Source organism: Shinella oryzae, from assembly GCF_023038235.1.
GTDB lineage: Bacteria > Pseudomonadota > Alphaproteobacteria > Rhizobiales > Rhizobiaceae > Shinella > Shinella sumterensis.
In genome coordinates this window covers 3,257,163-3,270,720 of record NZ_CP081987.1, presented here as the reverse complement: position 1 = coordinate 3,270,720, position 13,558 = coordinate 3,257,163, and the positions used below count along the sequence as shown (strand labels likewise).

General features: G+C 65.4%; 14 protein-coding genes. 6 read left to right on the top strand and 8 right to left on the bottom strand.

All coding sequences use genetic code 11. The annotated features are described in order from the left end of the window. Position 1: 1 nt before the first annotated feature. Together xseA and K6301_RS15905 are read right to left on the bottom strand one after the other, a co-directional pair. Entirely contained in the window at positions 2-1,618 is a 1,617-nt protein-coding gene (gene xseA / locus K6301_RS15910) for an exodeoxyribonuclease VII large subunit (protein ID WP_247218345.1), read from the bottom strand. Positions 1,619-1,687: 69 nt separating this feature from the next. Beyond that, positions 1,688-3,520 carry a hypothetical protein gene (locus K6301_RS15905; protein WP_247218343.1) on the bottom strand — a complete coding sequence of 611 codons (1,833 nt, stop codon included), beginning with the start codon at positions 3,518-3,520 and terminating at the stop codon, positions 1,688-1,690. A gap of 112 nt (positions 3,521-3,632) precedes the next feature. On the opposite strand from K6301_RS15905, the gene K6301_RS15900 reads away from it, so the two are divergent. Together K6301_RS15900 and K6301_RS15895 are read left to right on the top strand one after the other, a co-directional pair. Further along, complete coding sequence (locus tag K6301_RS15900; RefSeq protein WP_247218341.1) at positions 3,633-4,631, top strand: glycosyltransferase; 999 nt, start codon at positions 3,633-3,635, stop codon at positions 4,629-4,631. Beyond that, entirely contained in the window at positions 4,628-5,017 is a 390-nt protein-coding gene (locus K6301_RS15895) for a GtrA family protein (RefSeq protein ID WP_247218339.1), read from the top strand. Before K6301_RS15900 ends, K6301_RS15895 begins: the two co-directional genes overlap by 4 nt. On the opposite strand, the gene K6301_RS15890 is transcribed toward K6301_RS15895, so the two are convergent. Continuing rightward, on the bottom strand, positions 4,975-5,775 hold the full coding sequence (locus K6301_RS15890; RefSeq protein ID WP_247218337.1) for a helix-turn-helix domain-containing protein: 801 nt from the start codon (positions 5,773-5,775) through the stop codon (positions 4,975-4,977). The genes K6301_RS15895 and K6301_RS15890 overlap by 43 nt on opposite strands. A 123-nt stretch (positions 5,776-5,898) precedes the next feature. On the opposite strand from K6301_RS15890, the gene K6301_RS15885 reads away from it, so the two are divergent. Both K6301_RS15885 and K6301_RS15880 read left to right on the top strand, forming a co-directional pair. After that, positions 5,899-6,309 (top strand): hypothetical protein, encoded by a 411-nt coding sequence (locus K6301_RS15885; protein ID WP_247218335.1) that lies wholly within the window; start codon positions 5,899-5,901, stop codon positions 6,307-6,309. A gap of 111 nt (positions 6,310-6,420) precedes the next feature. After that, positions 6,421-7,446 (top strand): histone deacetylase family protein, encoded by a 1,026-nt coding sequence (locus tag K6301_RS15880; RefSeq protein ID WP_247218333.1) that lies wholly within the window; start codon positions 6,421-6,423, stop codon positions 7,444-7,446. Positions 7,447-7,489: 43 nt separating this feature from the next. On the opposite strand, the gene K6301_RS15875 is transcribed toward K6301_RS15880, so the two are convergent. Both K6301_RS15875 and K6301_RS15870 read right to left on the bottom strand, forming a co-directional pair. After that, positions 7,490-7,924 carry a GNAT family N-acetyltransferase gene (locus tag K6301_RS15875; RefSeq protein WP_247220638.1) on the bottom strand — a complete coding sequence of 145 codons (435 nt, stop codon included), beginning with the start codon at positions 7,922-7,924 and terminating at the stop codon, positions 7,490-7,492. Between the two features lie 11 nt (positions 7,925-7,935). Continuing rightward, positions 7,936-8,886, bottom strand: coding sequence for an aldo/keto reductase (locus K6301_RS15870; protein ID WP_247218331.1), 951 nt, complete (start codon positions 8,884-8,886; stop codon positions 7,936-7,938). 144 nt (positions 8,887-9,030) lie between these two features. On the opposite strand from K6301_RS15870, the gene K6301_RS15865 reads away from it, so the two are divergent. After that, the gene (locus tag K6301_RS15865; RefSeq protein ID WP_247218329.1) at positions 9,031-10,017 is read left to right on the top strand and encodes a Gfo/Idh/MocA family protein; all 987 of its coding nucleotides are present in this window, start codon (positions 9,031-9,033) and stop codon (positions 10,015-10,017) included. Positions 10,018-10,094: 77 nt separating this feature from the next. On the opposite strand, the gene K6301_RS15860 is transcribed toward K6301_RS15865, so the two are convergent. Together K6301_RS15860 and K6301_RS15855 are read right to left on the bottom strand one after the other, a co-directional pair. Then, complete coding sequence (locus K6301_RS15860) at positions 10,095-10,322, bottom strand: DUF2188 domain-containing protein (protein WP_247218327.1); 228 nt, start codon at positions 10,320-10,322, stop codon at positions 10,095-10,097. 54 nt (positions 10,323-10,376) lie between these two features. Beyond that, positions 10,377-10,574 (bottom strand): hypothetical protein, encoded by a 198-nt coding sequence (locus K6301_RS15855; RefSeq protein WP_247218326.1) that lies wholly within the window; start codon positions 10,572-10,574, stop codon positions 10,377-10,379. A gap of 357 nt (positions 10,575-10,931) precedes the next feature. Here K6301_RS15855 and K6301_RS15850 point away from each other — a divergent pair, with 357 nt between their 5' ends. Next, complete coding sequence (locus K6301_RS15850) at positions 10,932-11,702, top strand: hypothetical protein (RefSeq protein ID WP_247218324.1); 771 nt, start codon at positions 10,932-10,934, stop codon at positions 11,700-11,702. 3 nt (positions 11,703-11,705) lie between these two features. Here K6301_RS15850 and lepA read toward each other — a convergent pair whose 3' ends face one another. Beyond that, positions 11,706-13,538, bottom strand: coding sequence for a translation elongation factor 4 (gene lepA, locus K6301_RS15845; protein WP_247218322.1), 1,833 nt, complete (start codon positions 13,536-13,538; stop codon positions 11,706-11,708). Between the last annotated feature and the right edge of the window lie 20 nt (positions 13,539-13,558).

Here is a 13,558-nt window from a genome sequence, read left to right as displayed (position 1 = left end):
CTCAGAACAGCGAGCCCTGGCGCGGCGCGGGTTTTGCCGCGTCCGTTTCCGGTCTGGCCGGCTTCTTGCGCTGCGGCGCGCCGCCGCCGCCTGAACCCGTGCCAGAGCCCGTAACAGGGCCCGTGACGGCATCGACCACGCCGTCGGCGAACTCGATGGCGATGGCGCGGCCGGGGCCGAGTTCGCCCGCCCCCTTCACCGGCGCGCCGTCCTCGTCGCGCACCAGCGCATAGCCGCGCTTCAGCACGTTGCGGTAGGAGAGCGATTGCAGCACGCGGTCCTGCGCCTGCAAGAGCGCGCGCCGGCGCGCCAGATCGCCGGCAAGCGCGCTTTCGCCGCGCATCGCGAGGCCCTTGAGCCTGTCGCGCGAACGCTCGGTCTGCGTCGTGATGCGGGCGGGTGTCGCCCGCAGGGACACGTCGAAGGCCGAAAGCCGCGCGCGCAGCTGGTCGAGCCGACGCTCGATCACGCGCTCGGCCCGCAGCAGCCGCTCGTCGACGCGCTGTCGACGCTCGGCGATGCGCGTCACCAGCATGTCGGGGCGCAGATGCGCCGCCACCCGCTCGAAGCTGCGGCGCTTGTTGACGGTGTTCATGTGCAGCCCGCGGCCGAGACCGGCGGCGGCTTCATCGAAGCGGCGGCGCGGCAGGGCCAGAAGCTGGTCGAGCGAGGGCAGCGCGCGGGCAAGCGCGCGCACGCCCTGGCGACGATTGTCCATCTGGCGCGCCATCGCGCCGCCGAGCCGTGCGGCAAGCGAGGCGATCTCGGCCTGGAGATCGGCCTTCACGGGCACCGCCATTTCCGCCGCCCCCGTGGGGGTGGGCGCGCGGCGGTCGGCGGCGTGGTCGATCAGCGTCCAGTCCGTTTCATGCCCGACGGCGGCGATCAGCGGGATCCGCGAGGCCGCCGCGGCCCTGACGACGATCTCGTCGTTGAAGCTCCAGAGGTCCTCCAGGCTGCCGCCGCCGCGTGCGACGATCAGCACGTCGGGCCGCGCGATCGGCCCGCCGGGCACAAACGCATTGAACCCCTCGATGGCGGCGGCCACCTCCTGGCCCGATCCCTCGCCCTGCACCTTGACCGGCCAGACCACGACATGAACCGGGAACCGGTCGGCGATGCGGTGCAGGATATCGCGGATGACGGCGCCGGTCGGCGAGGTCACGACGCCGATCACCTTCGGCAGGAAGGGCAGCGGCTTCTTGCGCTCCGCATCGAACAGGCCTTCGGCGGCGAGCTTGCGGCGGCGTTCCTCCAGAAGCGCCATCAGCGCTCCCGCGCCGGCCGGCTCCAGCGTCTCGATGACGATCTGGTATTTCGAGGAGCCCGGGAAGGTGGTGATCTTGCCTGTCGCGATCACCTCCATGCCCTCTTCCGGCTTGAAGCGCAGGCGCGAGAAGCTGCCTTTCCAGACGACGGCATCGATGCGCGCCCGATCGTCCTTTAGCGAAAAATAGGCATGCCCCGATGAATGCGGGCCGCGATAGCCGGAAATCTCGCCGCGCACGCGCACCTGGTCGAAGGCCTGCTCGACCGTGCGCTTGATGGACCCGGACAGTTCCGACACCGAGTATTCGGCAAGGTTGCTGGGCGAATCATTGTCCGAAAAGAAGCTCATGCCGCCAAGTCTAGTGCGTTTGCCGGCAGATGACAGGCCGGTGCGGGCCATGTCCCCAGCGCAGTGCCGCTATTGCGGCCTTACCCGAAAGAGCTGCAAGGCGGCGTTCTCGGTTCCCGCGATCGGCTCCAGGTAATCCGGCACCCGCCCCTTCAAAAGATCGGCATAGAGGCCTTCGGGCTCCGCCTTGGCGAGGTCGCGGGTCTGGGTGTCGTCGGGGCAGAAGGCGACGAGCGTCACATGCGCGCCGCGCAGGAAGGCTTCCGCCTGGTGCGGGTTGGACAGGCCGATATGCAGCTCCGTCAGCATGCCGCCCTGGTTGCGGTGGTAGGGCGCCGAAAGCACCCGGTGCGGCGTGTAGCGCAATATCTGCACGCCGAGATTGGACGGGCCGGACACGACGCCCGCCGGCTCGCCTGCCAGCGGCGCGATGGAGGACTGCGCCGTGCAGGCGGCACGCACCTTCGCGGTGCCGGCAAGGCCGGCCTGCAGCTTCTCCTGCGAGCGGCCGGGCAAAAGCGCGCCGGCAAGCGCCCAGGTCGCGGGCACGGCGGCGAGCGTCAGGCCGGCAAAGGCGAGGCCGAGCCCGAGGTTTCTCGGATGGGCGTTCGAGGCCCGGCGCAGGTCGGCGATGGCAAAGCCGAGCGGCAGTGCCGACACCAGGTTGCTGAAGATCGCGCCGCGGATCTGGATGAGCGAGACCGCGAAGGCGACGCCGATCAGCGCCAGTATCGTCAGGTGCCCGCCCACGGCCTCGCCACGGCGGATGCGCCACAGGCAGACGACGAGCGCGAGCAGGGCCGGCGCGTAATAGGTCCCGATGGAGGCCGGCTCCAGCCGGAACTGCGCGACGGCCGACTGCGCCTCGATGACGCCCGACAGCCAGAAAGTCTTCAGCAGCGGATCGAGCGTGTCGAGCGGATTGGCGAGGCAGCCGGGCGCGATGACGAGGACCGCGCCTGAAATCACCGCACCGCCTATGGCGAGGGCGGCGAGCCGGCCGCCGAAGGCCCGGTTGCTGGTAAGGGATGCGACCAGGAACAGCATCGCACCGCCGAAGGTGGCGAGCGCATAGAAGCCGTAGGACAGGCTGTCGCAGGTCACCTGCGTGTAGCGCGACGGCGCGACCGTGGCGAAGAAGGCGAGCGTCACCGTCGCCGCCAGCGCCAGCCCGAAGGCGGCCGCGGCCGCACGAAATGCCGCGCCCAGCCAGAGCCAGCGCAGCGCCACGACGAGGCAGACCGCGCCGATCAGCGGCGTGGTTTCCGCACCGATGGCGATGGCGAAGCCCGCCAGCGCGCCGGCCACCGCATGGTCGCGTGCACGCAGGCCCGGATCGAGCAGCATGGCGGCAATGCCGGCGACGATGGCGAGCTGCACATTGTGGTGGTCGATCGACCCCGGCTGGAAGCGGTTGAGCGCCACGACGAAGATCGTCGTCAGGATCAGCGTCGCATGCATGGCGGCGGTGCCGCCCAGCCGGGAGCCGGCCAATCCCATGAAGAACAGCACCGGCACGACCAGCGTGAGCGGCCAGACCGCCAGCGCCAGCGCTTCCGCGCGCGGCTGTTCGACGAAAAGCGAGAAGAAGCCGATCAGGTTGGCGATAGGCAGGTCGATGAACCGCGACCAGTGCATGAAGGTGCCGCCGTCGAGGCCGAGGCGATATTGCGTCATGTCGAACCAGCCCTGGCCGGCCATGAGGTCGCGCACCATGACGAGGCGCATCGTGTCGTCGTTGTCGGCGCCGACATAGTCGGTGGCAAACGGCAGCGAGACGGCAAGCAGGAGCACGATGGCGATGGCGGCGTAGAGCGCCAGCACGCCTGTCGTCATGCCCTGGCGGCGCGGCGGCGCGACGGCGGCTGCGAGCGGCAGGGCCGAGGGCGTGGTTTCCGGCATGTCCTGACCCTTTCGTGCAGCGTTCGAAGCCGCCCGAAACCTAGCCTTAACCTTCTCAAGAAATAGTAAAACGGCGCCCGCATGAGGCGGCGTGGACGGGAGACTGCACCCCATGACGGAAGCCCTGATGGAAGACCTCGATATCGCCGTGCTCCTGCCCTGCTACAACGAGGCCCAGACGATAAGCGACGTCGTCGCCGCCTTCCGCGCCACGCTGCCGATGGCCCGCATCTACGTCTATGACAACAATTCCACCGATTCGACCGCGCTGCGGGCCGCCCTTGCCGGCGCGACCGTCGTGCGCGAGCGCCGCCAGGGCAAGGGCAATGTGGTGCGCCGCATGTTCTCCGACATCGAGGCCGACATCTACATCATGGCCGACGGCGACGGCACCTATGCCGCTTCCGATGCGCCGGAACTCATCCGCACGCTGATCACCGAGGGCGCCGACATGGTGGTGGGCACGCGCCGCGGCGTGCGTGCCGATGCCGGCCGCCAGGGCCATGCCTTCGGCAACCGGATCTTCAACACGCTCTACCGTTCGCTGTTCGGCAACGATTTCTCCGACATCTTCTCCGGCTACCGCGCCTTCTCGCGCCGTTTCGCGAAAAGCTTCCCGGCCGTTTCCGGCGGCTTCGAGATCGAGACGGAGATGTCGGTGCATGCCTCGCGGCTGCGCCTGCCCGTGGCCGAGCTGGAGCTGGATTACGGCCGGCGCCCGGACGGCTCGCATTCCAAGCTCTCCACCTTCCGCGACGGCGGAAAGATCCTGTGGATGTTCGCCATGCTGATGAAGGAAACCCGGCCCTTCACCTTCTTCGGCGCGATCAGCGGCGGCTTCCTTCTGGCAAGCCTGATCTTCATGGCGCCGGTGCTGGTCGCCTATTTCGAGACCGGCCTCGTCGAGCGCATGCCGACCTGGGTCTTCTCGCTCGTCCTGATGCTCATTTCCTTCCTCGTCTTCTCCGCCGGCATGATCCTCGATTCGCTTGCCCGCGCCCGCGCCGAGCAGCTGCGCATCCACTACATGAACCTGCCGGCCGGTCATGCCGGCCATCGCCATCGCGCCCCCGCGACGCAGCATCCCGCGGAGCGGCCGCGCGCGGCATGAGGCGTCTCCTGCTCTTCGCGGCCACCGGCATTGCCGGTTTCCTCGTCGACGCCGGCACGCTGGCGCTGCTGTTGTGGGCCACGCCGCTCGGGCCGCTCACGGCACGGCTCATCGCCATCGCGCTTGCCATGCTGTTCACGTTCTGGGTGAACCGCACCATTACCTTCGGTCGCAGCGCGCGTGGCCTCGTGGCGGAAGGCGCACGCTATGGCGGGGTCGGCCTCTTGGCCTCCGTACTGAACTATGCGCTCTATTCCGCCCTCGTCGTCGCCTTCCCGACCTTTCCCCCCGTGCTTGCCGTCGCCGTGGCCTCGCTTTGCGCGATGGCCTGGTCCTTCCTCGGCTATTCCCGTTTCGTCTTCGGCCCCGCCCCACCCTCGAAATGAGCTCGCGTCTCCGCATCCGCGGGGAAGAAGCTTTCGATGAGCACGCCCTGCACGAGGGCATCCTGCGCGGAGCCGAAGGAGGTGAGCGTGGTGATCCAGCTGAAGTGCTTCGCGCCGATCCGCATCTCGATCGGCAGCACGGGCAGCCGTTCGGTGGCGGGAAAATCGTCAAGCGCCGCCCGGACATCGTCCGCCGCCGCCAGCCGCTCGATGCGTTTGAGGAGCGGGCTGCGCGGTCCCTGGAGACGGGCTTCCGCGCGGATGCGGTTGACGAGGTCGGCGGCCGAGCGCGGCCAGTTCACGACGATGGAGCGCAGCGGCGTGGGGCCGAGATAGGCATCGAGAAAATTGTCGCCGGGCGAAACGGCAATCCCCGCCATGCCGGCAAGGCCCATGAAGGCCTGGTTGGCCGTCAGCACGTTGTATTCATGGTCGAACACCACGCCCGGATAGGGATCGTGCCGGTCCAGGATGAGGCCGATGGCCTCGACCACCGCCGCCGGAAGGGCGGCGAGGCTGGCCGACGGCGTCGTGGCGAAACGCGGCCGGAAGCCGGCGGCGGAAAACAGCGCGCCCTGGTCGCGCGCGGGAATGTCGAGCACGGCCGAAAGCCGCAGGATCATGCCTTCCGACGGGCGCGAGCGGCCGGTTTCCAGAAAGGACAGATGGCGCGCCGAAATGCCGGCCTCGCTTGCCAGCTCCAGCTGGCTCATGCGGCGGTGGCCGCGCCATTCCCTGAGATGATCGCCGAATTCCATGCTTTCCTCCAGACCGGCGCGCAGTAAACAGGAGGTGGCGCATGATTTCCATTACCTCCGAGGTAATTGGTTTGCTGCACCATGGCCGGCAGGATGGCGCCATCGACAACGAAGGAGCCCATCATGTTTTCCGCCCTCAACCGCAATCTCCTGCAATCCGTCCTCTTCGCCGACGGCGTCTTCTCGCTGGCCGTCGCCGTCCTGTTCTTCGGGATACCAGGCCCGGTCGGAGCGCTCGTCGGACCGTTCGCCACGCCCGCGCTCGTCGCCGGACTGGCGGCATTCTTCCTGCTGTGGGGCCTGTTCCACCTCGCGCTCGGGCGGCAGGTGCCGCCTTCGGCCACCGCGGTCCGCCTTGCCATCGCCGGTGACGGGCTGTGGGTCGTCGGCAGCATCGCCGTCCTCGTCGCCGGCCGCGACGGCCTGACGGTGACGGGCATCGCCTTCATCGCCGTGGCCGCCGTCGCCGTCGCGGATATCCTGCTTCTCAAGCAGATCGGCCTTGCGCGGCAGCAGCGCGCCGCCGTGGCCTGAAGGCCGGTGCGGATGAAGGGGAAACAGAAAACATCTCCCCTTCATCCCGCCGATTCCCCTTGTGTAAAAAATGCACTACCGTCGCGCCCGAATGAAAATGGGGAGCCCTTCATGCGCGTTATCTTTTCCGAGGACCACAAGCTCAGGAACGCCCGCAGCGAACTTCACGGCGGCGAGCTGGTGCCGCCGTTCGAGGCGCCGTTCCGGGCAGAATGGATCCTGGCGGCCGTCAAGGATGGTGGTTTCACCGACATCGCCGCCCCTGACGATTACGGTCTCGAAACCGCGCTGAAGGTGCACGACGCCGGCTACCTGTCCTTCCTCGAAACCGCCTGGGACCAGTGGAAGGCGGCCGGCTACCGGGGCGAGGCCATCGCCACCTCCTTCCCCGTGCGCCGCACCTCGCCGCGCATTCCCACCCAGATCGACGGCCTGCTCGGCTACTACTGCAACGCCGCCGAGACGGCGATCTCGCCGGGCACCTGGGAGGCGGCGCTTTCCTCCATGCGCACCGCGCTGACGGCCACCGATATCCTCGCCTCCGGCGCAAAGGCCGCCTTCGCGCTCTGCCGCCCGCCGGGCCACCATGCCGGCATCGATTCGTTCGGCGGCTACTGCTTCATCAACAATGCGGCCGTGGCCGCCCAGCGGCTGCTCGACAAGGGCGCGAAGAAGGTCGCCGTTCTCGATGTCGACTTCCACCATGGCAACGGCACGCAGGACATCTTCTACGAGCGCGACGACGTCTATTTCGCCTCGCTGCACGGCGATCCGGCCGAAGCCTTCCCGCATTTCCTCGGTTATGCGGAGGAGACCGGCAAGGGCGCCGGCGAAGGCACGACGCAGAACTATCCGCTGCCGCCTGGCACGCCCTATGCCGTGTGGGAGCAGGCCCTGCACGACGCGCTGAAGCGCATTTCCGCCTTCGGCGCGGAGGCGATCGTGCTGTCGCTCGGCGTCGACACCTTCGAGAAGGACCCGATTTCCTTCTTCAAGCTGACGTCACCGGATTACGTGACGATGGGCCGGGCGGTCGCCGCCAGCGGCGTGCCCGTCGTCACCATCATGGAAGGCGGTTACGGCGTGCCGGAAATCGGCCTCAACGTCGCCAACACGCTGAAGGGCATCGCCGGCTGACCGGCCGGCATTGGTGTCGAACCGGCCCCGATGCGGGGCCGGCCTATGTCTTCAGGCGGTAGCGCACATAGCCGTCGGCCGGGGCATAGCTGTCGTAGAGCCTGCGGGCGCGGGCATTGTCGCCGTTGGTGTGCCAGTAGATGCCGCGCCAGCCGTGGCGTTTCGCAAGGGCGATGAGATCGTCCACCAGCGCCCGGCCGATGCCCTTGCCGCGCACCGTCTCATCGACATAGAGGTCCTCGAGATAGCCTTCCGGCGCGATGTCCCAGGTGCAGTCGTGATAGTGGTGGATGGCAAAGCCCACGAGCTGCCCGTCCCCTTCCGCGACACGCATGGTGACCCGCGAGGAGGGATCGAGGATGCGCGCCCAGGTGAAGGCCGTCACCTCCTCCGGCACGCCGGCCGCGTAGAAGGTGAGATAGCCGGCCCAGAGCGCCCGCCACGCCGTCTCGTCCGCTGCCACCGCGTCGCGGATCATCAGGCCGGCGGTCACGCCCCTGCCCTGTCGAGCAGCGCGACCTGATCGGCCGAGAGCGAAAGCGATGCCGCCCTGGTGAGGCTCGCCAGCTGCGAAAGGCTGGTGGCGCTGGCGATCGGTGCGGTCACGGCCGGCTTGGCCATCAACCAGGCAAGCGCGATTTCGGCAGGCTTCGCGCCGGTCTCGGCGGCCACCTGGTCGAGGGCGGCGAGGATGCGCAGGCCCTTGTCGTCGAGGTAACGCTGCGCGGCCTCGCCGCGCGCCGTGCCTTCCGTGTCCGCCTTGCTGCGGTACTTGCCGGTCAGGAAGCCGGACGCGAGGCTGAAATAGGTGATGACGCCGATATCCTCCTTGCGGCAGAGATCGGCAAGCGCGCCTTCGAAACCGTCGCGGTCGTAGAGATTGTATTCCGGCTGGAGCACCCCATAACGCGGCAGGCCCGCCTTGTCGGCGGCGTCGAACGAGGCCTGCAGCTGGTCCGCATCGAGGTTGGAGGCGCCGAAGGCACGCACCTTGCCGGCGGCGACAAGGCTCGCATGCGCTTCCAGCGTTTCCTCATAGGGCGTCGCGTCGTCCGGCCAGTGCGAGAGATAGAGGTCGATATGGTCGGTCTGCAGGCGCTTCAGCGAGGCCTCGACTTCCTCGAGGATCCACGACTTGCGCAGGTCGCGCCGGCCCTGGCCCATATCAGAGCCGACCTTGGTGATGATCACCACCTTGTCGCGCGCCACGCCCGTGCGCTTCAGCCACTTGCCGATGATCGTCTCGGACTCGCCGCCCTTGTTGCCCGGCACCCAGCTCGAATAGACGTCGGCCGTGTCGATGGCGTTGAAGCCGGCATCCGTGAAGGCATCCAGGAGGTCGAACGAGGTCTTCTCGTCGGCCGTCCAGCCGAAGACATTGCCGCCGAAAACCAGCGGTGCGATGGACAGGCCGGTCTTGCCGAGGGGTCGAAACTGCATGGGATCCTCCAGGGTACGTTCTCAAATCGTTGCGCCGAACATAGGACGCCGCGGCGGGCTTTGCACGCGGCGCGGCGGATTTTTCCGAACTTGCAGGCGGACGGCGGCGCGACTAGTCTCTCGCCGCAATCAGGGAGTGACATCATGCTGCGTTTCGGAATCCTGTCGACGGCCAAGATCGGCCGCGAACTCGTCGTGCCCGCCATCCAGGACGCGGAGAACTGCGTCGTCACCGCCATCGCGAGCCGCGACCTTTCCAAGGCCCGCGCCATGGCCGACCGCTTCTCCGTGCCGCATGCCTTCGGCTCCTATGAGGAGATGCTGGCCTCCGACACGATCGACGCCGTCTATATCCCGCTGCCGACGGCGCAGCATGTCGAATGGTCGATCAAGGCGGCGGATGCCGGCAAGCATGTGCTGTGCGAAAAGCCGATCGCGCTTCACGCCGGCGAGATCGACGCGCTGATCGCCGCGCGCGACCGCAACAAGGTGCTGATCTCCGAAGCCTACATGGTCACCTACAGCCCGGTCTGGCGCAAGGTGCGCGCGCTCCTTTCGGAAGGCGCCATCGGCCGCCTGCGCCATGTCCAGGGCGCCTTCACCTATTTCAACCGCGATCCCGGCAACATGCGCAACGTGCCGGCACTCGGCGGCGGCGGCCTGCCCGATATCGGCGTCTACCCGACGATCACCACCCGCTTTTCCACCGGCAAGGAGCCGGTCCGCGTGCAGGCCACGACCGACCGCGACCCGGAATTCGGCACGGACATCTATTCGAGCGTGCGCGCCGATTTCGGCGATTTCGAACTGTCCTTCTACGTCTCCACCCAGCTCGCCCAGCGCCAGGTCATGGTGTTCCACGGCGACAAGGGTTTCATCGAGGTCAAATCTCCGTTCAACGCCGACCGCTACGGCGCCGAGGAACTCGAACTGACCAACCAGAACCACGCCGAAAGCCAGATCTTCCGCTTCCAGGATGCCCGCCAGTACCGCCGCGAGGTCGAGGCCTTCAGCAAGGCGGCGCGCGGCGAAAACGAGGAGATCGTGCCGCTGGAAAGCTCCGTCAACAACCAGAAGCTCATCGACGCCATCTACCGCGCCAGCGAAAAGGACGGCTGGGAGGCGGTATAACTACGGGTTTCGCTTCCGAGCCGTAGAGGACCCTCTCACCAAGCCAGAGGGTCCTCTATGGTATGCGCTTTCTCCGTTCAGCCCTTCGGAGGATAAGGGTCACTGCCATAGGAGTTACGTTCGCGAATGCGACCGTTTTCTCCATGGATCAGCATTTCAGTTCCCTGATTCTGCGCGATACCGCGTGCGATGCCTATTGCTTCGCGCTGGGTTTCGACGACCTTGGTCGCGCGCTCGGAGCCGGCACCTTTCACGGCCCAGCCATCGGCGTGGGGTACGACGTGTTGATTGCGTCCTTTGGACATGATGGTAATTCCTTTCAGAATGGAAAAAGGCCGACGCTTGGCGCCGGCCCGTTGTTACGCACTGCGCTTGGCAAGTGCCGCTTCGCGACTGCCGATGAACTTCCGTTCCTTGAGAACTTCGTTCACGCGTCCCGGATTGACATCGAAACTGGCGGCAATCCGGTTCTGAAACTCGCCACTCCAATGGCGAAGCCAAATCTGAACAGCGTTATCGAAGGTGAGCGTATAGCTCGGCATATTGTCGTTGGTCATCATGACCTCCGTTTACGACATTATGCCCTCTTGAAACGGAGGCCAGGAAGTGCGATTCTGAAAATGCAAAAGGTTCAGAGATCGGCATTCCCAGTCACTCCGTCCAACGGATTCGGGCTTGTCCGCTGACACCACGGGTCACATTTCACTCCGACTGGTACTCGGCGTGTTTTGTGGCCCTTTCCTTTTACCGCCAACCGCGACGGTGCTCGATGGTGCGGTTGGCTATACCTCTTCTCATCATAGTGTTCTCCTTTCTCGCGCAGCATAACTGACGCAAGTTGCACGCGCAATATAGCCTTGCAAAAATAAGCTGCAAAATATAGCTTGCAGTCAGCAAGTATTAGGAGAGCCGCCATGAGTCGCGTAAGGAGCCCAAGCTACCCCAGCATAAATATTGAGCAAGCCATTGCTTTTGCTGAAAAAATACATTCCTCCAATCGGACAAATCCGATTGACCGCGAAGCGGCCGTACGGGATATGGGGTACAGCGGAATAACTGGCCATTCCGGAAAAATGATAGCTAGTATGCTGCAGTATGGCCTTCTCGAAAAGTTTGGGAAAGGAGAAGTGCGAATCAGTACGCGTGCGGTCGACATTCTACATCCTGATGTAGCAAGTGACCGCTTGTTCGCTTTGAATTCGGCTGCATTTGAGCCTGAGCTTTTCAGCCGTTTACGCATTAGGTTCGCCGATGGTGTACCGTCAGAAAATAATCTGCGCTCATTTTTAGTCCGCGAGGGCTTTTCGGACGTTGCTGTTGGGCCGGCCGTCTCAAGTTATCTGGAAACTTGCCGCTTTCTTCAGCTAGAAAATGCCTATGACCTGAGCAAGGGGGCGTCAGAGGACAAAGCTTTGGCAATACGCGACGCGCAGGAAGGTGGCGATGTAGGTGGAGAGCAATCTATGTTGCCTGTCACTACGTCCGCGGCATCTGCGACGTTATCAAGGGTAACGCCAGTTCTAAGCATTGCCCAATCAGAGCGTATCGTTCTTACCGAGGAGAGCGAGCCCGGTCAGTACATCAAGCTTATAGCCAGTGGTGATATTGACGAAGGTCTTATTGAGGCGCTGGAGGATTTCATAAAGCGACAGCGGAAGAGGCTGAATTCCAAACAGCCTCTTTAGCCCTCACTCATCGCCCATCTTCAGCGCCGCGATGAAGGCTTCCTGCGGGATCTCCACCTTGCCGAACTGGCGCATGCGCTTCTTGCCGGCCTTCTGCTTGTCGAGCAGCTTGCGCTTGCGGGTGGCGTCGCCGCCGTAGCACTTGGCGGTCACGTCCTTGCGCAGCGCCGAGATGGTTTCGCGGGCGATCACGTTGCCCCCGATGGCGGCCTGGATCGGGATCTTGAACATGTGCTTGGGGATCAGCTCCTTGAGCTTCTCGCACATTTCGCGGCCGCGCTTTTCGGCGGCCATGCGGTGCACCATCATCGAGAGCGCATCGACCGGCTCGCCGTTGACCAGGATCGACATCTTCACCAGATGGCCTTCCTTGTGGTCGGTGATCTGGTAGTCGAACGAGGCATAGCCCTTGGAGATCGACTTCAGGCGGTCGTAGAAGTCGAAGACGACTTCGTTGAGCGGCAGGTCGTAGGTCAGCATGGCGCGCGTGCCGACATAGGTCAGCTCGATCTGGATGCCGCGGCGGTCCTGGCAGAGCTTCAGGATGCCGCCGAGATAATCGTCGGGCGTGAGGATCGTCGCGCGGATCCACGGCTCGTGTATTTCCGAAATCTTCACGACGTCGGGCATGTCGGCCGGGTTGTGCAGCTCGCGCATCGTGCCGTCGGTCATGTAGAGCTGGTAGACGACCGAGGGCGCCGTCGCGATCAGGTCGAGGTCGAATTCGCGCTCCAGGCGCTCCTGGATGATTTCGAGGTGAAGCAGGCCGAGGAAGCCGCAGCGGAAGCCGAAGCCCAGCGCCGCCGACGATTCCATTTCGAAGGAGAAGGAGGCGTCGTTGAGGCGCAGCTTGCCCATCGCCGAGCGCAGGTCCTCGAAATCGGCCGCATCGACCGGGAAGAGGCCGCAGAACACCACCGGCTGGGCCGGCTTGAAGCCCGGCAGGGCTTTTGCCGTCGGGCGCTTGTCCTCGGTGATCGTGTCGCCGACGCGCGTATCGGCCACTTCCTTGATCGAGGCGGTGATGAAGCCGATCTCGCCCGGGCCGAGGCTGTCCATCGCCACCATCTTGGGCGTGAGCACGCCGACGCGCTCGACGGTGTATTTCGCGTCCGTTCCCATCATACGGATGGTCTGGCCCTTGGTGAGCCGGCCCTCGATGATGCGCACGAGAACCATGACGCCGAGATAGGTGTCGTACCAGCTGTCGACCAGCAGCGCCTTCAGCGGCGCCTTGTCGCCGCCCTCGCTCTTCGGCGCGGGCAGGCGCTTGACGATGGCTTCCAGCACATCGGGAATGCCGAGCCCCGTCTTGGCCGAGATCAGCACGGCATCGGAGGCGTCGATGCCGATGACTTCCTCGATCTGGTCCTTGATGCGCTCGGGCTCGGCGGCCGGCAGGTCGATCTTGTTGAGCACGGTCACGAGCTCGTGGTTGTTGTCGATCGCCTGGTAGACATTGGCGAGCGTCTGGGCTTCCACGCCCTGAGAGGCATCCACGACCAGAAGCGAACCCTCGCAGGCCGACAGCGAACGAGAAACTTCGTAGGCGAAGTCGACGTGGCCGGGCGTGTCGATGAGGTTCAGGACATAGGTCTCGCCGTCATTGGCCTTGTAGTGCAGGCGCACGGTCTGGGCCTTGATGGTGATGCCGCGCTCGCGCTCGATGTCCATGTTGTCGAGGACCTGCTCCGACATCTCGCGTTCGGCAAGGCCGCCGGTCGACTGGATCAGCCGGTCGGCGAGCGTCGACTTGCCGTGGTCGATATGGGCCACGATCGAGAAGTTGCGGATATGGTCGAGGGGCGTGGAGGAATTGGTGCTCATGCGCGCCATATAGCAGCGCGCACGACTCG

Bases quoted from the DNA above. Each gene is read 5' to 3' on its own strand.
- xseA (WP_247218345.1), bottom strand. From the start codon at position 1,618: ATGAGCTTCTTTTCGGACAATGATTCGCCCAGCAACCTTGCCGAATAC.
- K6301_RS15905 (WP_247218343.1), bottom strand. From the start codon at position 3,520: ATGCCGGAAACCACGCCCTCGGCCCTGCCGCTCGCAGCCGCCGTCGCG.
- K6301_RS15900 (WP_247218341.1), top strand. From the start codon at position 3,633: ATGACGGAAGCCCTGATGGAAGACCTCGATATCGCCGTGCTCCTGCCC.
- K6301_RS15895 (WP_247218339.1), top strand. From the start codon at position 4,628: ATGAGGCGTCTCCTGCTCTTCGCGGCCACCGGCATTGCCGGTTTCCTC.
- K6301_RS15890 (WP_247218337.1), bottom strand. From the start codon at position 5,775: ATGGAATTCGGCGATCATCTCAGGGAATGGCGCGGCCACCGCCGCATG.
- K6301_RS15885 (WP_247218335.1), top strand. From the start codon at position 5,899: ATGTTTTCCGCCCTCAACCGCAATCTCCTGCAATCCGTCCTCTTCGCC.
- K6301_RS15880 (WP_247218333.1), top strand. From the start codon at position 6,421: ATGCGCGTTATCTTTTCCGAGGACCACAAGCTCAGGAACGCCCGCAGC.
- K6301_RS15875 (WP_247220638.1), bottom strand. From the start codon at position 7,924: ATGATCCGCGACGCGGTGGCAGCGGACGAGACGGCGTGGCGGGCGCTC.
- K6301_RS15870 (WP_247218331.1), bottom strand. From the start codon at position 8,886: ATGCAGTTTCGACCCCTCGGCAAGACCGGCCTGTCCATCGCACCGCTG.
- K6301_RS15865 (WP_247218329.1), top strand. From the start codon at position 9,031: ATGCTGCGTTTCGGAATCCTGTCGACGGCCAAGATCGGCCGCGAACTC.
- K6301_RS15860 (WP_247218327.1), bottom strand. From the start codon at position 10,322: ATGTCCAAAGGACGCAATCAACACGTCGTACCCCACGCCGATGGCTGG.
- K6301_RS15855 (WP_247218326.1), bottom strand. From the start codon at position 10,574: ATGACCAACGACAATATGCCGAGCTATACGCTCACCTTCGATAACGCT.
- K6301_RS15850 (WP_247218324.1), top strand. From the start codon at position 10,932: ATGAGTCGCGTAAGGAGCCCAAGCTACCCCAGCATAAATATTGAGCAA.
- lepA (WP_247218322.1), bottom strand. From the start codon at position 13,538: ATGGCGCGCATGAGCACCAATTCCTCCACGCCCCTCGACCATATCCGC.